This is a genomic window from Salinibacterium sp. NK8237 (genome assembly GCF_015864955.1).
Taxonomy (GTDB): domain Bacteria; phylum Actinomycetota; class Actinomycetes; order Actinomycetales; family Microbacteriaceae; genus Rhodoglobus.
Genome location: NZ_JADYWE010000003.1, coordinates 64,513 through 84,923 on the forward strand (window position 1 = coordinate 64,513; position 20,411 = coordinate 84,923).

21 protein-coding genes and 1 tRNA gene are annotated in these 20,411 nt (G+C 60.1%); 19 read left to right on the forward strand and 3 right to left on the reverse strand.

The window, feature by feature from the left end; genetic code table 11:
* The first annotated feature begins 39 nt into the window (after nt 1-39).
* Complete coding sequence (locus tag I6E56_RS13850; protein WP_197139116.1) at nt 40-405, forward strand: helix-turn-helix transcriptional regulator; 366 nt, start codon at nt 40-42, stop codon at nt 403-405.
* 37 nt (nt 406-442) lie between these two features.
* On the opposite strand, the gene I6E56_RS13855 is transcribed toward I6E56_RS13850, so the two are convergent.
* Nucleotides 443-515: transfer RNA gene (locus I6E56_RS13855), tRNA-Arg, on the reverse strand.
* A gap of 87 nt (nt 516-602) precedes the next feature.
* On the opposite strand from I6E56_RS13855, the gene I6E56_RS13860 reads away from it, so the two are divergent.
* Nucleotides 603-1,397, forward strand: coding sequence for a transglutaminase family protein (locus tag I6E56_RS13860; RefSeq protein ID WP_197139117.1), 795 nt, complete (start codon nt 603-605; stop codon nt 1,395-1,397).
* Between the two features lie 71 nt (nt 1,398-1,468).
* Here the strand turns inward: I6E56_RS13860 and I6E56_RS13865 are convergent, their stop codons facing one another.
* Nucleotides 1,469-2,095, reverse strand: a complete 627-nt coding sequence (locus I6E56_RS13865) for an arginyl-tRNA synthetase (RefSeq protein WP_197139118.1) — start codon at nt 2,093-2,095, stop codon at nt 1,469-1,471.
* A gap of 99 nt (nt 2,096-2,194) precedes the next feature.
* Here I6E56_RS13865 and argS point away from each other — a divergent pair, with 99 nt between their 5' ends.
* The 9 genes from argS to prmC all read left to right on the forward strand — a co-directional run bounded on the left by argS (nt 2,195) and on the right by prmC (nt 13,049).
* Nucleotides 2,195-3,856, forward strand: a complete 1,662-nt coding sequence (gene argS / locus I6E56_RS13870; protein WP_197139119.1) for an arginine--tRNA ligase — start codon at nt 2,195-2,197, stop codon at nt 3,854-3,856.
* A gap of 5 nt (nt 3,857-3,861) precedes the next feature.
* A complete protein-coding gene (locus I6E56_RS13875) occupies nt 3,862-4,770 on the forward strand; it encodes an LmeA family phospholipid-binding protein (RefSeq protein WP_197139120.1) in 909 nt (302 codons plus the stop codon).
* Nucleotides 4,771-4,875: 105 nt separating this feature from the next.
* Nucleotides 4,876-6,279: a diaminopimelate decarboxylase gene (lysA, locus tag I6E56_RS13880; RefSeq protein WP_197139121.1), complete on the forward strand. Its 1,404-nt coding sequence runs from the start codon at nt 4,876-4,878 to the stop codon at nt 6,277-6,279.
* On the forward strand, nt 6,276-7,592 hold the full coding sequence (locus tag I6E56_RS13885; RefSeq protein ID WP_197139122.1) for a homoserine dehydrogenase: 1,317 nt from the start codon (nt 6,276-6,278) through the stop codon (nt 7,590-7,592). Before lysA ends, I6E56_RS13885 begins: the two co-directional genes overlap by 4 nt.
* A 3-nt stretch (nt 7,593-7,595) precedes the next feature.
* The gene (locus I6E56_RS13890) at nt 7,596-7,733 is read left to right on the forward strand and encodes a hypothetical protein (protein ID WP_197139123.1); all 138 of its coding nucleotides are present in this window, start codon (nt 7,596-7,598) and stop codon (nt 7,731-7,733) included.
* The gene (thrB, locus tag I6E56_RS13895) at nt 7,730-8,668 is read left to right on the forward strand and encodes a homoserine kinase (RefSeq protein ID WP_197139124.1); all 939 of its coding nucleotides are present in this window, start codon (nt 7,730-7,732) and stop codon (nt 8,666-8,668) included. Before I6E56_RS13890 ends, thrB begins: the two co-directional genes overlap by 4 nt.
* Before the next feature lie 132 nt (nt 8,669-8,800).
* Complete coding sequence (rho, locus tag I6E56_RS13900; protein ID WP_197139125.1) at nt 8,801-11,086, forward strand: transcription termination factor Rho; 2,286 nt, start codon at nt 8,801-8,803, stop codon at nt 11,084-11,086.
* A gap of 2 nt (nt 11,087-11,088) precedes the next feature.
* The gene (gene prfA / locus I6E56_RS13905) at nt 11,089-12,168 is read left to right on the forward strand and encodes a peptide chain release factor 1 (protein WP_197108951.1); all 1,080 of its coding nucleotides are present in this window, start codon (nt 11,089-11,091) and stop codon (nt 12,166-12,168) included.
* A gap of 8 nt (nt 12,169-12,176) precedes the next feature.
* Nucleotides 12,177-13,049, forward strand: coding sequence for a peptide chain release factor N(5)-glutamine methyltransferase (gene prmC / locus I6E56_RS13910; RefSeq protein ID WP_197139126.1), 873 nt, complete (start codon nt 12,177-12,179; stop codon nt 13,047-13,049).
* A gap of 55 nt (nt 13,050-13,104) precedes the next feature.
* Here the strand turns inward: prmC and I6E56_RS13915 are convergent, their stop codons facing one another.
* Nucleotides 13,105-13,719 (reverse strand): HAD family hydrolase, encoded by a 615-nt coding sequence (locus tag I6E56_RS13915; RefSeq protein ID WP_197139127.1) that lies wholly within the window; start codon nt 13,717-13,719, stop codon nt 13,105-13,107.
* Nucleotides 13,720-13,787: 68 nt separating this feature from the next.
* Here I6E56_RS13915 and I6E56_RS13920 point away from each other — a divergent pair, with 68 nt between their 5' ends.
* The 8 genes from I6E56_RS13920 (at nt 13,788) to atpA (ending at nt 20,380) form a co-directional block, all read left to right on the forward strand.
* Nucleotides 13,788-14,444: an L-threonylcarbamoyladenylate synthase gene (locus I6E56_RS13920; RefSeq protein WP_197139128.1), complete on the forward strand. Its 657-nt coding sequence runs from the start codon at nt 13,788-13,790 to the stop codon at nt 14,442-14,444.
* Entirely contained in the window at nt 14,441-15,667 is a 1,227-nt protein-coding gene (locus I6E56_RS13925) for an MraY family glycosyltransferase (RefSeq protein WP_307842883.1), read from the forward strand. The genes I6E56_RS13920 and I6E56_RS13925 overlap by 4 nt, the downstream gene beginning before the upstream one ends.
* Entirely contained in the window at nt 15,664-16,113 is a 450-nt protein-coding gene (locus I6E56_RS13930; protein ID WP_197139129.1) for a hypothetical protein, read from the forward strand. Before I6E56_RS13925 ends, I6E56_RS13930 begins: the two co-directional genes overlap by 4 nt.
* Before the next feature lie 119 nt (nt 16,114-16,232).
* A complete protein-coding gene (atpB, locus tag I6E56_RS13935; RefSeq protein ID WP_231606754.1) occupies nt 16,233-17,057 on the forward strand; it encodes a F0F1 ATP synthase subunit A in 825 nt (274 codons plus the stop codon).
* A gap of 49 nt (nt 17,058-17,106) precedes the next feature.
* The gene (gene atpE / locus I6E56_RS13940; protein WP_197139130.1) at nt 17,107-17,331 is read left to right on the forward strand and encodes an ATP synthase F0 subunit C; all 225 of its coding nucleotides are present in this window, start codon (nt 17,107-17,109) and stop codon (nt 17,329-17,331) included.
* Between the two features lie 28 nt (nt 17,332-17,359).
* Nucleotides 17,360-17,911, forward strand: a complete 552-nt coding sequence (locus tag I6E56_RS13945) for a F0F1 ATP synthase subunit B (protein WP_197139131.1) — start codon at nt 17,360-17,362, stop codon at nt 17,909-17,911.
* Complete coding sequence (locus tag I6E56_RS13950; RefSeq protein ID WP_197139132.1) at nt 17,911-18,705, forward strand: F0F1 ATP synthase subunit delta; 795 nt, start codon at nt 17,911-17,913, stop codon at nt 18,703-18,705. Before I6E56_RS13945 ends, I6E56_RS13950 begins: the two co-directional genes overlap by 1 nt.
* A 37-nt stretch (nt 18,706-18,742) precedes the next feature.
* On the forward strand, nt 18,743-20,380 hold the full coding sequence (gene atpA, locus I6E56_RS13955) for a F0F1 ATP synthase subunit alpha (RefSeq protein WP_197139133.1): 1,638 nt from the start codon (nt 18,743-18,745) through the stop codon (nt 20,378-20,380).
* Nucleotides 20,381-20,411 lie beyond the last annotated feature (31 nt).

Here is a 20,411-nt window from a genome sequence, read left to right on the forward strand (position 1 = left end):
ATGCTGTTGATAACAAAGATCCTGTGTAAGATTGAGCGCATGAGTGAACGCGTCGATCTTCTGACTATTCAGAAGCCCACTTGGTCTGCCTCGGCCGAGCGAGCCCAGAGCCTAGCGCCACTGTTGCGCGCCCTCGGCGATCCCAACCGGTTGCAGCTCGTGCTCCTGCTCACTGAACGCCCTCACACAGTGCGTGAACTCACGGATGCCACGGGCCTGAGTCAAACATTGGTGAGTCACCACTTGGCGCCTCTGCGCGACAATGGCCTCGTCACGGTCACGCCGCGCGGTCGTTCCAACGTCTACGAACTGTGCTGCGAAGCCTTCGCCGAGCCCGTCAAGATGCTCGCGTCTGTTGCGACGAGCACCGATGCCGGCGCTGACGCCTGCTGCGTGGTCTCGTAGCGGCTCGGAACAATCAGTGTGCGGGTGAAGATAACAGTGCCCCCGGAGGGAATCGAACCCCCGACCTACGGTACCGGAAACCGGCGCTCTATCCCCTGAGCTACGAAGGCAAGGGCTCCATCCTAGCAAGCAATTGCCACCTGCTATTAGCACGCTGTGGGGATGACCAGTTCAGCTTCTCATGACAGTATCGAGCCATGCTGCGTACCGTTACCTCCCACCAAGAACTTGACCTTCGTGGTCGCACCGAAATGGTCTTTAGCATTGCGGTGTCTGCGCGCTGGCCTACGGCATCCGAATCCATCGATTTCGTGTTGGATGGCGTGCCTCAGCAACCAACAGAGTTGGTCGATGCGCGCGGCACCCGCCTGCATTCGCTCGTTGCGGGGCCGGGGCAGCTCGTCGTGGACTACGCCGCCACCGTGGAGGAAACTCCCGAGCCCGCACCGGTTAACGAGATTGACCTCGTCGAATACTTGCGACCGAGCCGGTATTGCGAGTCTGATGTTCTGCTTCCGAGCGCTCGTTCGTTGTTTCCTGCCCAGACCGGTCACGAGTTGCTTCAAGCAGTGCGTGATTGGGTTGGGGCGAACATGCGCTACACGCCGGGCGTTTCTTTGGCGACCGATGGTGCAGCCCACTCGCTGTTGGCGCGCCAGGGCGTCTGCCGTGACTACGCGCATCTCACCATTTCGATGCTGCGCGCCAAAGATGTGCCTGCGCGCTATGCCTCGGTGTATGCGCCCGGTCTGAGCCCGATGGACTTCCATGCCGTCGCCGAGGCCTATGTTGATGGTGCGTGGTGGGTCGTTGATTCCACGGGGCTTGCTCCGCGTCAATCGCTCGTGCGCATTGCGACGGGCCGGGATGCAGCCGATACGGCCTTCCTCACCAATCACTGGGCTGACCTGTTCTTGCAGAAGCTTTCGATCACCGTCACGGCAGACACGCTGCCCATCGATGATCACCGGTCGCCGGTTCAGCTTCCCTAGCTGCCCGAGCTTTTATGACTGCGGCAACTGCCCGCGTCGCCGCCGAGCGCCGTGCGGCAAACCGGCGGGTGTTACTTCAGTGCGGCAGTGACATCCGCAACAAGGGCGGTCGCATTGCTGGCGCGCGAGAACAGCGGCGAGCTGATGGTCGCCCAGTAGGGGCCGGTGAAGACTTGAGCAGTTCCCGTGCCACCTGCGGACGAAAAGTAGCCAGCGTAGCTATCGGTGCTTGCACCAGCGTTCGTTTTGAGCGAGCTGATTGAGCTGGAGGCTGGTTGCGCAACAGAGACGTCGATTGTGGTTCCGCTGGTTCCGTTTTCCCAGCGGCAGGCCGTGCCCTGCATATCAACGGCCGCAGCGGCGGTCGATCCGGCTGCGGGGGTGAAGTTGTTCAGCAACACGTAATTGGGGTTGAAATCGTACATTTCCTGGGGCGTGATGAGTGCTGAGCAGGCAATGTCAACGGGTGTAGCTTTCGGGGCAGGTGCTGCGGTTGCCGTCGGTTCTGCGGAGGCCGTGGGGCTGCTTGCGGAGGCTGAGGCGGTGGGCGCCGTCGCGGTCGGCGATGCAGTGCTCGACGGTGATGTGGTGGTGGGCGACGCGCTCGGCGTTGGTTCGGTCGGAACGCACGCGCTCAACAAGAGAGCGGATGCGCTCAGTGCGATCACTGCAGGAATAACGCGAAGTCGAAGTGCCATGGTCCCATTCTGGTGACCTGAGACGCCATCGAAGTGCAGTGACCCGGCATTGTCGCTAACTGCGCCAGAAGCTCAGTCGTCACCCAGTACTCTTGAGGGGTGAATCCTGCTGACCTTTCTGCCACCTTGCTCTCTGTCGTCTCCCGCATTGCGGCTGACCGCGGCACGCCCGATTTGGGCCTGACCGTGAACGATCTGGTGCTCGAGCGTCCGCGCAACCGCGATCATGGTGATTGGGCATCCAACATCGCTATGAAGCTGGCGAAGCAGCTGGGGGCGAATCCCCGCGAACTCGCGACCGAAATTGCTGAGCAGGCCCGCGCGATCGATGGCATTTCCTCGGTGGATGTTGCGGGTCCCGGCTTCATTAACATCACGTTGGATGCCGCTGCCGCTGGCGCACTCGCGAAGACAATCGTCGAGCAGGGCGAGGCCTACGGCCACAATGAATCCCTCGCGGGTCAGACCATCAACCTGGAGTTTGTTTCGGCGAACCCCACCGGGCCCCTGCACATCGGTCACACCCGGTGGGCGGCTCTCGGCGACTCGCTTGCCCGCATCTTGAAGGCTGCCGGTGCTGAGCTCGTGAGCGAGTTCTACATCAATGACGCCGGAAACCAGATGGACAACTTCGGGGCATCGATTCTGGCGTCGGCGAAGGGCGAGCCCACTCCGGAGAATGGCTACCCGGGCGCATACATCACTGAGCTCGCTCAGCGTGTGCTCGCCTCTAACCCCGAAATCCTCGAACTCGACCATGACGCGGCCATCGCTGTTGCGCGCGAGCGTGGTTACGAACTCCAGCTCGGCGAAATCAAGAAGTCTCTTGCCGCATTCAACGTTCATTTCGATGTGTGGTTCAGCGAGCGTGAACTTCATGCGGTCCAGGCTGACGGCAAGAGCGCCATCGATACCGCCGTCGAGCGTTTGCGCGCTCAGGGCCACGTCGCCGATATCGACGATGCCGTGTGGGTCAAGACCACCGACTTCGGTGATGACAAAGACCGCGTGATCAAGCGCGGTAACGGTATCTACACCTACTTTGCCGCCGATGCGGCCTACTACCTGAGCAAGGGCGACCGTGGCTTCGCCCACAAGATCTACTTGCTCGGTGCCGACCACCACGGCTACGTCCACCGCCTCAAGGCGCTCGCGGGCGCTGCCGGTGACGACCCCAACAAAGACATTGAGGTGCTCATCGGGCAGCTCGTCAGCATCAATGGTGCTCGCTTGTCCAAGCGCGCCGGCAACATCATCGAGCTTGATGACCTTCGCGAATGGCTCGGAACGGATGCGTTGCGCTACTCGCTCGGCCGCTACCCCTCCGATTCGCCGCTCAACCTCGACCCCGAGATTCTGCAAAAGCGCACCAACGACAACCCCGTCTTCTACGTTCAGTACGCTCACGCGCGCACTCACAGCGTTGCTCGCAACGCGGGGGAGTCGGGAGTGGATCGCAGCGTCTTCGATGCTTCGCTTCTCACGAACGAATCGGAGAGCATCCTGCTTGGCGTTCTTGCTGAGTTCCCCCGCATCGTCGCGCAGGCGGCGGAGCTGCGTGAACCGCACCGCATTGCACGATTCGCGGAAGAGCTCGCGGGCAGTTATCACCGGTGGTACGACCAGTGCCGAGTCACTCCTCAGAACGATGAAGAAGTCACCGATGTCCACCGCACGCGCCTGTGGGTCAACGACGCTGTCGGCCAGGTTCTTCGCAACAGCCTCTGGATGCTCGGGGTCAGCGCACCCGAGCGGATGTAACTTTCGTGGCTTCCGACGACCAACCCGGCCAGGAGCCGCACGCGTCCGCTATCGACGACGGAACTAAGCCGACGCTCGATTTGGGTGCTCAACCGACGGTTGAGTTGCGTCTGGATGACACTGCAGAGCCTGAAGCAAAGTCCCGCCCCCGTCGCCGACGCTGGATCTGGTGGCTCGTGCTCGGAATTGTCGCGATCATCCTGATAATCGGTGTCATTCTCGTGGAGACAGTGGGTCGCACCATCGCCACTGGCCTTGTTCGGGACGAGATCGCTTCGTCGTTGAACCTTGAATCGATCGATGGTGTTGCGGTCGATCTCGGCCCCGGTTCGCTTATCGTGCAGGCCCTGACAGGCGGTCTCGATGTCGTGACGATCGATGTCGATAGTTTTGAAGTCAACGGACTCGAATCATCAGTGAGCGTTGTTGCTACTGGTGTTCCGGTAGTGACCTCGAACCCGGTCGACACTCTCTCGATGGATGTTTCCATCGCGGGCAGCGAAGTGTCGAAGCTTGCGACAACGCTGAGCGGTACCGGGCTCGACTCAATCGAACTCAACGGTTCTGCCATTCGAGTGTCGACCGTGTTTGAGGTGTTCTTCATTCAGATCCCCGTCGCCGTTGATTTGGTTCCTGTTGCTGCCGGCGATGCGATCGCCTTCGAGCCGGAGTCAGTAATTCTTGGTGACGAGCAGATTTCGGTCGCAGACTTGCAAGCGAATGCGCTCGTTTCGGGTCTCGCGGGAAGTCTTCTTAGCTCTCAAGAGTTTTGCGTTGCGTCCTCATTGCCGACCGCGTTGACGATCGACTCTGTCGCCATCGCAGACGACACCCTCCTCATCCAACTCAGTGCTGACGGCATCGCGCTCGGCGACGCAGCCTGGGAACAATATGGCGAGTGTCCAGCGCCGTAACCCGATTCAGCGCTAGCGGCGCCAGCCGTTAGAGTGGTGAGCATCCCCAAGGCCCGTGCGGACACAATCCGCCGTTTTCCGTCTACATCTCTGTGAGGTGCGACTGTGTTCGCGAACCCGCTGGCGCCCGAGTGGCTTGAAGCCCCCGCCGAAGCAAACTCTTTGCCGTCGACCGTCTGGTCGCGCTCTGCTGCGCGCGCCGAGAACGGCGAACTGACGATTGCGGGGGTCACTGCCGGCGAGCTCGTCTCCCGCTTCGGCACTCCTGTCTATGTTGTGGATGAAGCGGATGCGATTGCTCGCGCCACCGAAATCAAGGCGGCGTTCGATGCCGAGTTCACTCGCATCGGCTCCGGAGTCAAGGTCTACTACGCGGGCAAAGCGTTTCTCTGCACTGAGGTCGTTCGCTGGATGACGGCCGCTGGTCTCAACATCGATGTTGCTTCGGCTGGCGAGATGGCTGTTGCGCTCGCAGCTGGCACGGATGCGTCGCACTTGGGATTCCACGGCAACAACAAAAGTCTTTCCGAGATCGACCGTGCCGTGCGCGCGGGCATCGGCCCCATCGTTATCGACAGCGTCGTCGAAATCGGTCGGGTTGCTGAAGCCGCCACACGGCACGGTCGAACCCAGCGGGTGCGCTTGCGCATCAATAGCGGGGTTCACGCATCAACCCACGAGTACTTGGCGACGGCGCGGGAGGACCAGAAGTTTGGTGTCCCGCTTGCGGAGGCTGAGGCGCTCGTGGAGCAGATTCGCATGCATCCTTCGTTGGATTTTGTGGGCATCCATTCGCATATTGGTTCGCAAATTTTTGATACTGCGGGCTTCGCTGAGGCGGCACGTCGTTTGCTTGAGTTGCATGCTCGTTTGTCGGTGGTTGCTCCGGTGCCCGAGCTCAATCTGGGCGGCGGCTTTGGTATCGCGTATACCTCGGTCGATCAGGCGTTGCCGGTTGCTGAGCTTGCCGCGTCGCTGGCTACGATCGTTGAGGTCGAGTGCGCTCGGCTCGAGATCCCGGTGCCGATCATTGCGATTGAGCCAGGCCGATCGATCATTGGTCCATCGACAACCACGCTCTACACGGTGGGCACGATCAAAGATGTTCTCGTTGATGGTGTGGCCGTGCGCAAGTACGTCAGCGTCGATGGCGGCATGAGCGACAACATCCGTCCAGCGCTCTACGAGGCCGACTACTCGGCTCGCATCGCCAATCGGGTTTCGGATGCTGCCCCCGAGCTTGCACGCATCGTGGGCAAGCACTGTGAAGCGGGCGACATCGTCGTGCGCGCCGAGTATCTGCCCGGCGACGTCGAGATTGACGACGTTATCGCCGTGCCAGCAACCGGTGCCTACGGTTGGGCGATGTCGAACAACTACAACTATCTTGCGCGCCCGCCCGTCGTTGCGGTGCGCGCTGGCCAGGCCCGCATCATTGTGCGCGGCGAAACCGAAGACGACCTACTCAGCCGCGACGCGGGAATTACACCATCGGGAGACTCTGAATGATCGAATACCGCAACCTTCGTGTCGCAGTTTTGGGCGGAGGGAGTGTCGGATCGCAGGTCACCGCACTGTTGCTCGAGCATGCTGACGAACTCGCCGCCCGTGCGGGAGCCGGGCTCGAAGTCGTGGGCGTCGCTGTCCGTGACCTTGACGCTCCTCGCGACACCAGCATCCCCCAAGAACTCCTGACGACCGATGCAGAGTCGCTCATCGTCGGAGCAGACATCGTGATTGAGCTGATTGGTGGGCTCGAGCCCGCACGTACCTGGATCCTCAAGGCCCTGCACTCGGGCGCCGACGTCGTCACCGCTAACAAGGCGCTCCTTGCTCACCACGGAGCAGAACTCTTCGAAGAGGCCGCTCAAGTCGGCGCGCAGCTCTATTACGAAGCCGCCGTTGCGGGTGCGATCCCGATCATCCGTCCGTTGCATGACAGCCTCGCTGGCGACCGCATCAAGCGCATTCTGGGGATCGTCAACGGCACCACCAACTACATTCTTGACCGCATGGATGCCACGGGCGATAGTTTCGACGACGCCCTCGCTGAGGCAACTCGCCTGGGGTATGCCGAAGCCGATCCCACCGCGGACATCGAAGGCTATGACGCCGCCCAGAAGGCCGCGCTGCTCTCGAGCCTCGCGTTCCACACTCGCGTTCCGCTGGAATCGGTTCACCGTGAGGGAATCACTGGCGTCACCGCCGATCAGGTTGTTGCGGCTCGCAAGGCTGGCTATGTCGTCAAGCTGCTGGCCATTTGCGAACGCATCCTGAACCCTGACGGCAGCACCGCTGGTGTCAGCTCTCGTGTGCATCCGGCACTCGTTCCGCTGGCGCACCCGCTCGCTGCAGTGCACGGCGCGAACAACGCGGTGTTTGTTGAGGCCGAAGCCGCAGGCAGCCTCATGTTCTATGGCGCTGGCGCTGGTGGAATCGAAACGGCATCCGCTGTGCTCGGTGATGTTGTCTCTGCTGCTCGCCGCCACGTCATTGGTGGTCCTGGCGTCGCCGAGTCGACGCACGCTAATCTCCCCATTTTGCCGATCTCCCGCGTCATGACGCGCTACCAGATCACGTTGACGGTCGTTGATGAGCCCGGTGTACTCGCCACAATTGCTGCCGTCTTTAGCGACAATGGTGTCTCTGTTGAGGCGGTCAACCAGGCTGTCGGCGCGGTGAATGACGGCGTGCCGAGCGCTACCCTCATTACGGTTACGCACGAGGCAACCGATGAATCGCTGGCCGCTACGGTGGCAGCATTGACCGAGAACTCGGTTGTGCGCGATGTGGTGTCCGTTTTGAGAGTTGAAGGACTGTAGCTAATGAGCAGTGGAATCAGCAACCGGCAGCAGAAAAATCTTCTTCACGAGCACGCCGACTGTCTCGGTACGACTATGGCAGCGTCGAAGGCGAAGCTCAGCGACACCAGTGCCCGCTTTCTGGGGCTGGCGAAGGCATGACCTCGCTCGTCGGTCGCAGTGTCGTCGTGCGTGTGCCGGCGACTTCGGCGAACCTTGGCCCGGGGTTTGACACGCTCGGGCTTGCACTGTCGCACTATGACGAGTTGATCGTCACTGCTGTCGAGGGCTCTGGCGTCACGATTGAGGTCACGGGTGTTGGCGCCGGAATCGTAGCGACCGATGAGTCAAACCTCGTCATCCAGGCGATTCAGCACTGCTTTACGCACTTTGGGCAGACCATGCCAGCGCTGCACGTTTCGGCGACAAACGTCATCCCGCACGGTGGGGGACTTGGTTCGTCTGCTGCGGCAATCGTTTCGGGCGTCATGGCGGCCAAGGGGCTGCTCGAGGGCATCGTCAAGATGGATGCCGCAATCCTCCTCGTGCTAGCCACGGAACTCGAGGGGCACCCCGATAACGTCGCGCCTGCCCTCTTGGGTGGGCTCACGATCGCGTGGACTACTGACTCGGGGCCGCAGGCCAAAAAGCTAATGGTGCACCGTGGAGTGTCACCGCTTGTTCTTGTGCCCGATTTTCGGGTGTCGACGGCGCATGCGCGCAGTTTGCAACCGGATGCCGTGCCCTACGCCGATGCCGTGTACAACGTTTCGCGTGCTGCATTACTCATTGCGGCACTCACTCAGAGCCCTGAAGTGTTGCTCGAAGCCACCGGCGACCGCCTCCATCAGGACTACCGGGCTGCCGCAATGCCGCAGACGACAGAACTGATCCGGATGCTGCGCTCACACGGCCATGCCGCGGTTGTTTCCGGGGCAGGGCCCTCGGTTCTCGTCTTGGCCGATGACCCTGCGCGGCGTCTGGAAGCCGCGGCTCTCGTGCAGGAGCACGCCGCAACGCCGTGGGAAAGCCTCCTCTTAGCCGTGGACTTCAAAGGTGCTACAGTGAATGAGCACCAGGTAGAAGCTACGGCGTAGTCGTAGCCTCCCGGTCGCACTTCACCCGTCGTATCCCCGAATTTAGATTCCTGTGCATCCGCGCAGACATCGGTGAGCGACTAGCTCTCCACCAAGGAAATCAATCTTGGCTGGGGAAAGGAACCCCAAGTAGTGACTGACGTCAACAACCACGCATCAAGCGTGGATTCCCGTGCCGCGCTGAGCGCGTTGCGACTGCCCGAGCTTCAAGCTATGGCAGCCGAACGCGGCATCACCGGTACTTCCAAACTTCGCAAAGGAGATCTCGTGGACGCAATTAACGAGAAGAACAACAGCAACACCGCATCAACCCCACCCACCGAGGCTGCAGCAGCTCCGGCTCGCAAGCGCGCTTCGCGCCGTGTCACGAGCACTGACGGTGCGGCTATTGCCGGCACCGAGAGCCCCGCTGGCGCTCCTCAGGTAGACAAGAGCGCTTCATCGTCGAAGGATTCAGCTGCTCAGGCACCTGCCGCCGACGCTGCAGCGGAGAAGCCGAAGACGGCTCCTCGTAAGAAGAAGACTGAGGCTGCTGCCGCTCCCGAGTCGGATGCCGCAGCAAGCACCACCGCATCGAGCAGCGCAGCAGCATCCACCGATGCTCCCGCAGCCGATGCAGCCCCCAAGCGCAACCGCCGCAGCTCCAGCCGTAGCGCTGCACCTGCGGACGCATCGAGCGACGACACCGCAGCTTCGGCTGTCGTGAAGTCGGCCGATGTGAAGTCGACCGACAACGACAGCAAGGCTGCCAAGGGCGGTAACAAGAACGACAACCGTAAGAGCGACAACAAGAGTGACAAGGGCGGTAACAACGCCGATAGCTCTGACAAGAACTCCGACGACAAGAACAGCAACGACGACAAGAACAGCAACGCCGACAAGAACAGCAACGCTGACAAGAACAACAACGCCGACAAGAACAGCGGTTCTGACAACAACGACGACAACGATTCCGACAACGAGTCGGGTTCCGGCCGCAACCGCAACCGCAACCGCAGCCGTAATGGCAGTAGCCAAAACGCTGAGGGTTCGGGCCGTCAAAACAACAACCGTCGCCAGAACAACAACGGCGATGGCAACAACGCTGAGGGCAACAACAGCGGAAACCGCAACGGCAACAACAACGGCGGAAACAGCCGCAACAACGATGACTCGCGCGGCGGTGACGTTGACTCCGAGCGTGGTGGACGCGGTCGTTACCGTGACCGCAAGCGTGGCCGTGGAAACATGGGCGACGACTTCGAGCCCGAGATCACCGATGATGACGTACTGATTCCGGTTGCCGGCATCCTCGACGTTCTCGACAACTACGCTTTCGTCCGCACCACTGGTTACCTTCCCGGTAACAGCGACGTGTACGTGTCACTTGGCCAGGTCAAGAAGTACAACCTCCGCAAGGGTGACGCCGTTGTTGGCGCTATTCGCCAGCCGCGTGAGGGTGACAACAGCCAGGGCCGCCAGAAGTACAACGCGATTGTGCGCATCGACTCGATCAACGGTCTTCCCGTTGAAGAGGCTGCGAACCGTGTTGAATTCGGCAAGCTCACGCCGCTCTACCCGCAGGATCGTCTGCGCCTCGAGACTGAGCCGTCGATGCTGTCGACGCGCATCATCGACCTTGCTGCTCCGATCGGCAAGGGCCAGCGCGGGCTGATCGTTTCGCCGCCCAAGGCAGGCAAGACCCAGGTTCTTCAGGCCATCGCGAACGCGATCTCCAAGAACAACCCCGAGGTTCACCTCATGGTTGTTCTCGTTGACGAGCGTCCAGAAGAAGTTACTGACATGCAGCGCACCGTCAAGGGCGAAGTTATTGCTTCGACCTTCGACCGCCCCGCTGAAGACCACACCACGGTTGCCGAATTGGCTATCGAGCGCGCTAAGCGACTCGTTGAGCTCGGTCACGACGTGGTCGTACTGCTCGACTCGATCACGCGCCTCGGCCGTGCCTACAACCTGACTGCACCGGCCTCAGGGCGCGTTCTTTCCGGTGGCGTCGACTCCGCAGCGCTGTACCCGCCGAAGCGTTTCTTCGGTGCGGCTCGCAACGTTGAAGAGGGCGGCTCGCTCACCATCATCGCTACCGCGCTCGTCGAGACTGGTTCGAAGATGGACGAGGTTATCTTCGAAGAGTTCAAGGGCACCGGCAACATGGAACTGCGTCTGTCGCGCCAGCTGGCTGACAAGCGCATCTTCCCCGCGGTCGACTTCAATGCATCCGGAACACGTCGCGAAGAGATGCTTCTCGGTGCCGACGAAGTCAAGGTCACCTGGAACTTGCGTCGCGCCCTTGCTGGTCTTGACCAGCAGGCTGCGCTCGAGATCGTGTTGAATAAGCTGAAGGAGACGCAGTCGAACGTTGAGTTCCTCATGCAGATCCAGAAGTCACTTCCTTCCACTAACGGCACAAAAGAGGACTAACTATGTTCGAGTCAGTACAGTCGCTGCTGACCGAGCATGGGGAGCTCGAAGGTCAGCTAGCTGATCCCGAGCTCCACTCAGACCCGGTCCGCTCGAAGAAAGTCAACCGACGTTACGCCGAATTGTCGCGCATTGTTGCGGCGTACCATAACTGGCGTCAGTTGACGGATGACCTTGCGGCAGCCACCGAAATGGCTGACGAAGATGAGTCATTCGCTGCAGAGATCCCCGGGCTCACCGAGACTCTCGAGGCTGCTCAAGAGAAGCTTCGTCGCATTCTGATTCCGCGTGACCCCAACGATTCCCGTGATGTGATCATGGAAATCAAGATGGGGGAGGGCGGCGCCGAATCGGCGCTCTTCGCTGGCGACCTGCTGCGCATGTACTTGCACTATGCAGAGTCAAAGAAGTGGAAAACAGAGATCATCGAGCAGACCTCGAGCGACCTCGGCGGCATCAAAGATGTTCAGTTGGCTGTTAAGGGCAACTCGAGCGATCCCGCTGAGGGCGTCTGGGCGCACTTGAAGTACGAGGGGGGAGTGCACCGCGTTCAGCGTGTGCCCGCCACCGAGTCTCAAGGTCGCATCCACACCTCTGCTGCTGGTGTGCTCGTGTTCCCAGAGGTCGACGAGCCTGAAGAGGTTGAGATCAGCCAGAACGATCTCAAGATCGACGTCTACCGTTCCTCGGGTCCCGGTGGTCAGTCGGTGAACACCACTGACTCCGCTGTTCGTATTACTCACCTTCCGACTGGCATCGTCGTAGCTATGCAGAACGAGAAATCGCAACTGCAAAACCGCGAAGCCGGTATGCGAGTGCTGCGTGCCCGCATCTTGGCTCGATACCAAGAAGAAGCGGATGCCGAAGCGAGCGAGTACCGCAAGAGCCAGATCCGCACGATGGATCGCTCCGAGCGCATTCGCACGTATAACTTCCCTGAGAACCGGATTGCGGATCACCGCACCGGGTACAAGGCCTACAACCTTGACCAGGCGATCAACGGCGCCCTCGAGCCCGTTATCCAGTCATGCATCATGGCTGATGAAGAGGCACGATTGGCTGCTGTAGGAAACGACTCCTGAGCGAGACAATGACTGCCGAGCACAACATCAGTGTCGCTGACCTTGTAGGCAGCGGCACTGAGTCGTTGAGTGCTGCGGGAGTTCCTTCTCCGGCAGTTGATGCGGAGCTGCTGGTCGCCCACGTTCTCGAGCTGAGCCGCGGCGAGTTGCGCGTGCGCATGGTCACGGGTGCACTCGTTCCGGCGACGGCAGAAGCTACCGTTCGCGAACTCTTTGCCCGCCGTGCTGCCCGCGAGCCATTGCAGCACATCACGGGCATCGCGCCGTTCCGCAATCTTGAATTGCGCGTTGGTCCCGGCGTCTTTGTGCCGCGGCCCGAAACGGAAACTGTCGTGCAGTTCGCGATCGATGCCCTCAACGCGAGCGCAATTCCCGAGCCGATCGGTGTCGATCTCGGCACCGGCAGCGGGGCGATTGCGCTCTCGATGGCCACGGAGGTGCCGCGCGCTCGTATTTATGCGGTCGAGCTGTCACCGGACGCGATGCCGTACACAAGCGAGAACTTTCGTCGCTATGGCGCCGATAACGCGACGCTCATCAACGCCGACCTGGGGGACGCTTTCCCGGAGCTCGACGGCACGGTTGATGTCGTTATTTCGAACCCGCCTTACATTCCCGCGGCCGCAATCCCGCGCGATATCGAAGTGCAACTCCACGACCCCGCTCTGGCGCTCTACGGGGGAGAAGACGGCATGGATGTCGTACGCCGCGTCTCAACGACGGCTCGCCGTCTATTGCACCAGGGTGGCACTCTCGTGCTCGAGCACGGCGAGGAGCAAGCTCCGGCATTGGCCGCACTGCTCACGGCGGACGGCTGGAACGCCGTAGCTCACCACAAAGACCTCCTCGGCCGCGACCGCGCAACCACGGCGCTGCTGTAGCCGACACGGCGCCACGACGTTCCGAAGCAGCGCTGGCTGCTGTTGACGGAGGCGCTTAGGCGCGAGCAGCGGCAAACTCTTCAATCGCCTGGTGCAGTTCTACTCCCGTGCGAAAGTGGTGTCCGGTGATGCCGAGTGTTTCCGCTCCGGCCACGTTATCGGCCATGTCGTCGGCGAAGAACGCGTTCTCGGCTTCGATGCCGTACGCCTCCAACGTGCGCTCGAACACGACCGGATTCGGCTTCCGAGCTCCGTAGTAGCTCGATGATCGCAAGTGGTCGCCAAAAATTTCGACGAGCTCGGGAGCGACCACGGAAAGGTTGTCTCCGAGCAGTGACCCGTTGTTGGTGAGCAGGGTCGCTTGACCCAGTTCTGACGCTCGTCGGGCGGCGGCGAGCGAATCAGGCCACGCGGTCATCGCGTTGGCTCGAATCTCTAGCCAGCGGTCGACATCCACGCTGTGGCCGATCGCTTCTTCAAAGGCTGCGAGATACTCATCGCCGGTTGGATACAGGCCCGCTTCGGCCCCGAACTCGCCGTTTTCGTGCCACCAGAGGCGTCGTAAATCGAGAAAACTGAGCCCCGTGAGCTCACTCATGGCGGCCATGCGTGCTCGCCAGTCGTACTTATAGAGCACGTCATCCATGTCAAAGATGAAAAGCAGCGTCATTGTCGGCCATCGCTATCTGTTAGTCGTGACCAGTCTTTCACTGTTAACCCCGGTACCATGTTGGGGACATGGATGACCTTTTTGATTGCGCCGACGAAGCACAGCTCTTGACCGGCATGCGACTCGCTCGCGTGGCTATTGGCCGCGGCGATCTTGTCGTGATCCCTACTGACACTGTCTATGGGGTCGCTGCTGACGCTTTTCAGCCCGAGGCGGTGCAAAAGCTTATTGATGCCAAGGGGCGCACGAGGCAGTCGCCTCCGCCGGTGTTAATCCCGGGCATCCCTACCCTTGATGCGCTTGCCGCTCAGGTTCCTGACGAAGTGCGCACTCTTGTCGCCGAGTTTTGGCCTGGTGGTCTCACCATCATTCTTCCGGCGCAGCCTTCGTTGATGTGGGATCTGGGGGAGACCCAGGGCACTGTGGCGTTGCGGATGCCGTCTAGCCGCATTGCTCTAGAGCTCCTGTCTGAGACGGGTCCGCTTGCAGTTTCGAGTGCCAACAGCACCGGTCTTCCGGCGGCGCGTTCCGCTGCTGCCGCCAAGGAAATGCTGGGGGAGTCAGTTTCGGTGTACCTCGATGATGGCGAGGGCGGCGAGCTCGCTTCTACGATTGTGGATGCGACGGGCTTGCTTGTCGACGGCGGCAAGCTGCGCATCGTGCGTGAGGGCGTCATTTCGGCCGACGCTATTCGCGAACTGATCGGGGCCGATCGGTGCGAATAGTTTTCTACTTCTTCATTGCGGGTATCGCCGCAATGATCACGTATGTCTTGTCGCTTGTTGTGCTCAAAGTGAGCCTCAAGTACAAGCTGTATCCGCAGGTTCGCCAGCGTGATGTGCACACGACTCCGACACCACGACTCGGTGGTGTGGCGATGTTCTTTGGAATTGTCGTAGCTTTCGCCGTGGCGTCGAGCTTCGACAATTTTTCTTTGATTTTCGACGAGCCAAGCAAAGTGTTTGGTTTGCTCGGTGGAGCTCTCATTGTCGTCGTGATTGGCGTTGCTGACGACATTTGGGATCTTGACTGGCTCACCAAGTTGGCTGGCCAGATCATCGCGGCTTTTGTCGTCGCGTGGCCCGGTGTGCAGCTTTCTACGCTCCCTATCGGGGGCAAGACGATCGTGTCGCCCCATATCTCAATCATCATTACTATCTTCGCGATAGTTCTCGTCATGAACGCGGTCAACTTCATCGACGGTCTCGACGGCCTTGTTGCGGGCGTCGCGATCATTGCGAGCAGTGTTTTCTTTGTGTACGCCTACCTGCTGCAGGGGCAAGCGCAAACGGAATACTTCAACTTGGCGTCCCTCGCGACTGCAATCTTGATCGGAGCGTGCGTCGGGTTGCTGCCTGTGAACTTCCATCCTGCCAAGATGTTTATGGGCGACTCCGGTGCTCTGCTTGTCGGACTCGTGATGGCAGCGTCGGCGATCTCCGTCACGGGCCAAGTGGACAACACAGAGCTGGCTCAGCCCGACAAATTCACGCTCAGTTTCTTGCCGGCCTTCATCCCGATCCTTCTCCCGGTGGCAGTCTTAGTGATCCCGTTGCTGGATTTTGGTCTCGCCATCTTGCGACGCCTCCGGGCGGGCAAATCACCCTTCACGGCGGACCGCCAGCACCTGCACCACCGCCTGCTCGACATGGGCCACTCTCACCTGCACGCCGTGCTCATTCTCTACAGCTGGACTTTCGTTGCTTCGGTCGGAGTGCTCGCATTCACCTTCGTGCCCTGGCGATGGGCAGCGCTCATGTTTGTTGTCGGCCTCGCTGGCTGTGCTGCTCTCACGCTTGCACCATTGAGCCGGCGCAAATCCCGCGAAGCTGCTGCTCAACGTCTGGCCGCTGAGCAAGAATCTCTCGATGACGCACGATTTGACGGTTTGGATGCCGCATCCACCGACAGCACGACTCAGAACGACACAAAGGAACCCACCGAATGAAGTCTTCGTCAATTCTCGGCCGCGCGATCGCCTACGGCGCGATCTTGACCGTCAGCATCGCGGTGGTTGGATCCATCGTTGGCTATCTCGTCGCGGATACATCCGGTTTGATCAGTGCCTTGATCGGCGCTGGGCTCACCGCCCTCTTTATGGCGCTTACCGCCGGCAGCATTGTGATCGCGTCGCGGGCAACCGGGGGCGATTCATCGAGCACCATCTTCTTCGCGATCGTTCTGGGCGCGTGGCTGATCAAGTTCGTCCTGTTCATCGCCATCTTGGTTGTGCTGCGCGGCCAGCCGTTCTTGGAGCCTGTCGTATTCTTCTTCTCGATGCTCGCGGCGGTGCTCGGTAGCCTCATCGTCGACGTGCTGGCGTTCGTTCGGGCACGCGAAAGTTACGTGCCCGGAGTGCAGTTGCCAGGTGAAGATACCTCGACGTCAAACTAATCTGGCGGATTCGCCCGCAGATTCGTCGTGAGCGTAATTCTCTTGATAGAGTTAGTTCCTGTTACAACCCCCCAATTTTCATCGCCGCGTATTTACACGCCCCGATTCTGGAGACAGCGCTGTTATATAACGCTCTCGCGCTCTTAGCGCCCTTTGCCACCGATGACGGATCAGGCGATGGGGGCTTTCACGGCCCCACCCTGTATGAGTTCTTCCCTGCAGGTTTCCTGTTCGTAGATACTCCGTTTGAAATCAACCGCATCATGATGGTTCGGTTCATAGCCGTCGCTGTCTTGATCCTGCTGTTCTGGGTGGGTACTCGCCGCATGCGGATGATCCCCGGCCGCGGCCAGAGCATTCTTGAAATGGCGGTCGGATTCGTTCAGACCAACATCGCTGACGGAGCGCTCGGCAAAGAAGAGGGCAAGCGCTTCATGCCGCTGCTCGCGACCATGTTCTTCATGATCCTCGCGATGAATATCACGGGCATTGTGCCAGGGCTCAACATCGCCGGAACCTCAGTTATCGGTGTTCCCCTTGTGCTCGCGGTTGTGGCCTACGTTGTCTTCATTTACGCGGGCATCAAAAAACAGGGCATGGGCTTCTTCAAGTCATCGCTGTTCCCCCCGGGAGTGCCGCCCTTGCTCTACATTGCGGTGACTCCGATCGAGTTCCTCTCGACCTTCATCCTTCGCCCCGTTACGTTGGCGCTGCGACTTCTGATGAACATGATCGCGGGCCACATGCTCCTCGTTCTGTGCTTCTCAGCAACGCAGTTCTTCCTCTTCACTGCTGGCGGCCTTTTCGGTCTGTTCAGCATTGGAACCTTGGCCTTTGGCATCATCTTCACAATCTTCGAACTCCTTGTAGCGGTACTTCAGGCCTATGTCTTTACATTCCTGACTGCCGTATACATCCAGCTCGCGCTGGTCGAAGAGCACTAGACCGATCCCGGCACCCGCCTGGATTAGAAAACCACGGAAGGAAAATCATATGAACGTCGCAGAGCTGACTGGAAACATTGCATCCCTCGCATTCGGTGTTGCAACCATTGGACCCGCCATCGGTGTGGGAATTGTTGTTGGTAAGACCGTTGAGTCTGTTGCCCGCCAACCAGAACTCCAGGGTCGACTCACGGGCCTCATGTTCCTCGGTATTGCATTCACCGAGGCGCTCGCGTTCATCGCGATCGCAGTTGCATTCATCCCTTTCCCCTAATTACTAACAACTGATTGAGGAGGCTGGGATGCTGAGCGCTGTGTTCACTGCGGTAGAAGAAGAACCCAACCTATTTTTCCCCGCGAGCTATGACGTTGTGTGGTCGGCGGTCGCTTTCGCGATTCTCCTCTTCTTCTTCTGGAAGAAGTTCCTTCCTGCACTGACGAAGACCCTTGATGCTCGCGCTGATGCCATCGAAGGTGGCATCAAGAAGGCTGAGATTGCTCAGGCTGAAGCCGCTGAGGCTCTTGAGCAGTACAAGACGCAACTCGCCGAAGGGCGTGCCGAGGCCGCGAAGATTCGCGAACAGGCGCGACTTGAGGGCACCGAGATTGTCAACGAGCTCAAAGAGCAGGCAACGGTTGAGGCCGCTCGCATCACTGCGAACGCACAAGCCACGATCGAAGCAGAGCGCCAAGCCGCTCTCGTCTCGCTCCGTAGCGAAGTTGGCTCAATGGCCATCGACCTCGCATCGGGCGTTATCGGGCAGAGCTTGACGGACGACAAGAAGTCCTCCGCACTCGTCGACCAGTTCCTGGCCGACCTTGAGGCTTCAGAGAAGGCGAAGGCGAAGAAGTAATGGGATCAGCTACGAGAGAAGCGCTTGTCGCAGCGAAGGATGCTCTGTCATCCGTCACTGTCAAGAACTCTCTGGCCACTGGCGCAGAGCTGTTTGAAGCAGGGCGTGTTGTGGGCGATTCCGCTCAACTACGCTCCGCTTTGGCCGATCCTGCCGCCGCTGCGAAAGACAAAGCCGCCATTGTCGGTTCGGTTTTCTCGTCGCTGAGCGCGTCAACGCGCACCGTACTTTCAGCAATCGTGAGCGTTCGCTGGTCGGATGCCGATGACCTGCTCGCAGGAATTGAAGAGATCGGCATTCGCGCAATTGCGAAGTCCGCTCCGGCGAAGCTCTCCATTGATGACGAACTGTTCGCCTTCGGCGACACCGTGTCATCCGATGCTGAGTTAGAACTCGCTGTCGGAAGCAAACTTGGTTCCGCTGCATCGAAGTCGGCGCTGGTTCGCGAACTGCTCGCAGGCAAAGCCTCCGATCAGTCGATCGCAATCATCGATCAGCTCGTGCAGCAGCCGCGTGGCCGCCGTATCGGCGAGCTCGTCGCGACGGCCGCCGACATTGTGGCCGACCAAGCGGGCGAGTCAGTCGCAACAATTACGACCGCCGCGCCGCTTAAGGCCGCACAGCTCGAACGTCTGCGCGTCGGCCTTACCAAGAACTACGGACGCGAGCTCAAACTCAACGTTCGTATCGACCCCTCGCTCATCGGTGGGGTACGCGTTCAGATCGGTGACGAAGTCATCGACGGCAGCGTTTCCACCAAGCTCAACGACCTCAGGATCCAACTCGCGGGCTAGCGAGTTAGCAGACCTTTCCACGGAATAGGAAAACACAATGGCAGAACTCAGCATTAGTCCGGACGACATCCGCGACGCGCTCAAGGACTTCGTCAAGGCTTACGAGCCTGGCAAGGCTGCGACGACCGAGACAGGCACCGTCGTAGACGCTGCCGACGGTATCGCACACGTTGACGGCCTTCCCGGCGTCATGGCCAACGAGCTCATCCGCTTCGCCGATGGCACCCTGGGCCTCGCTCAGAACCTCGACGAAGACGAGATCGGTGTCGTCATCCTCGGTGAGTTCACCGGCATCGTCGAAGGTATGGAAGTTACACGCACCGGCGAAGTACTTTCCGCTCCCGTCGGCGACGCTTTCCTCGGTCGTGTGGTTGACCCCCTGGGCGCCCCGATCGACGGTCTCGGCGAGATCAAGGCTGAGACCCGTCGCGCGCTCGAGCTTCAGGCTCCCGGCGTCATGGACCGCAAGAGTGTCCACGAGCCCATGCAGACCGGAATCAAGGCAATTGACGCCATGATTCCGATCGGCCGTGGCCAGCGCCAGCTCATCATTGGTGACCGCCAGACCGGTAAGACGGCCATTGCGATCGACACCATCATCAACCAGAAGCAAAACTGGGAGTCGGGCGACGAGAACAAGCAGGTTCGCTGCATCTACGTTGCTATCGGTCAAAAGGGTTCGACGATTGCTGCTGTCAAGGGCGCACTCGAAGAAGCCGGCGCCATGGAGTACACCACCATCGTGGCCGCTCCCGCATCCGACCCCGCAGGATTCAAGTACCTCGCTCCCTACACCGGTTCGGCCATCGGCCAGCACTGGATGTACGGCGGCAAGCACGTACTGATCATCTTCGATGACCTCTCCAAGCAGGCTGAGGCCTACCGTGCAGTATCGCTGCTCCTTCGCCGTCCGCCAGGGCGCGAAGCATACCCCGGTGACGTGTTCTACCTGCACTCTCGTCTGCTCGAGCGTTGTGCCAAGCTCTCCGACGAGCTCGGTGCCGGATCGATGACGGGTCTGCCCATCATCGAGACCAAGGCAAACGACGTTGCGGCCTACATCCCGACCAACGTGATCTCGATCACCGACGGCCAGATCTTCCTCCAGTCCGACCTGTTCAACGCCAACCAGCGTCCGGCAGTCGACGTAGGAATCTCGGTTTCGCGTGTGGGTGGAGACGCTCAGGTCAAGTCGATCAAGAAGGTTTCGGGAACGCTGAAGCTCGAGCTCGCTCAGTACCGCTCACTCGAAGCATTCGCGATGTTCGCATCCGACCTCGACCCCACGAGCCGTCGCCAGCTCGCTCGAGGCGCTCGCCTCACCGAGTTGCTTCGCCAGCCGCAGTACTCGCCGTTCCCCGTCGAGAAGCAGGTTGTTTCGATCTGGGCCGGCACCAACGGCAAGCTCGATGAAGTACCTGTTGAAGACATCCTGCGTTTTGAGAGCGAGCTGCACGACTACCTCGCCCGCAACACCAAGGTCCTCGACACTCTTCGCGAGAAGAACGCACTCGATGACCAGTTGATCGCTGACATGGATGCCGGAGTCGAAGCTTTCAAGCTTGGCTTCCAGACGGGTGAGGGCAAGTCCCTCAACTCCGTTGGTTCTGAGCAGTTCGAAGAGATCGCTGAAGAAGACATCGCTCAAGAGAAGATCGTCAAGCAGAAGCGCTGAGCTCTGCACCAGTGATCATCGACCAACACGA

Coding starts and splice junctions, on each gene's coding strand:
- I6E56_RS13850 (WP_197139116.1), top strand. CDS start 40: ATGAGTGAACGCGTCGATCTTCTGACTATTCAGAAGCCCACTTGGTCT.
- I6E56_RS13860 (WP_197139117.1), top strand. CDS start 603: ATGCTGCGTACCGTTACCTCCCACCAAGAACTTGACCTTCGTGGTCGC.
- I6E56_RS13865 (WP_197139118.1), bottom strand. CDS start 2,095: ATGGCACTTCGACTTCGCGTTATTCCTGCAGTGATCGCACTGAGCGCA.
- I6E56_RS13885 (WP_197139122.1), top strand. CDS start 6,276: ATGATCGAATACCGCAACCTTCGTGTCGCAGTTTTGGGCGGAGGGAGT.
- I6E56_RS13890 (WP_197139123.1), top strand. CDS start 7,596: ATGAGCAGTGGAATCAGCAACCGGCAGCAGAAAAATCTTCTTCACGAG.
- thrB (WP_197139124.1), top strand. CDS start 7,730: ATGACCTCGCTCGTCGGTCGCAGTGTCGTCGTGCGTGTGCCGGCGACT.
- prfA (WP_197108951.1), top strand. CDS start 11,089: ATGTTCGAGTCAGTACAGTCGCTGCTGACCGAGCATGGGGAGCTCGAA.
- prmC (WP_197139126.1), top strand. CDS start 12,177: ATGACTGCCGAGCACAACATCAGTGTCGCTGACCTTGTAGGCAGCGGC.
- I6E56_RS13915 (WP_197139127.1), bottom strand. CDS start 13,719: ATGACGCTGCTTTTCATCTTTGACATGGATGACGTGCTCTATAAGTAC.
- I6E56_RS13920 (WP_197139128.1), top strand. CDS start 13,788: ATGGATGACCTTTTTGATTGCGCCGACGAAGCACAGCTCTTGACCGGC.
- I6E56_RS13930 (WP_197139129.1), top strand. CDS start 15,664: ATGAAGTCTTCGTCAATTCTCGGCCGCGCGATCGCCTACGGCGCGATC.
- atpE (WP_197139130.1), top strand. CDS start 17,107: ATGAACGTCGCAGAGCTGACTGGAAACATTGCATCCCTCGCATTCGGT.
- I6E56_RS13945 (WP_197139131.1), top strand. CDS start 17,360: ATGCTGAGCGCTGTGTTCACTGCGGTAGAAGAAGAACCCAACCTATTT.
- I6E56_RS13950 (WP_197139132.1), top strand. CDS start 17,911: ATGGGATCAGCTACGAGAGAAGCGCTTGTCGCAGCGAAGGATGCTCTG.
- atpA (WP_197139133.1), top strand. CDS start 18,743: ATGGCAGAACTCAGCATTAGTCCGGACGACATCCGCGACGCGCTCAAG.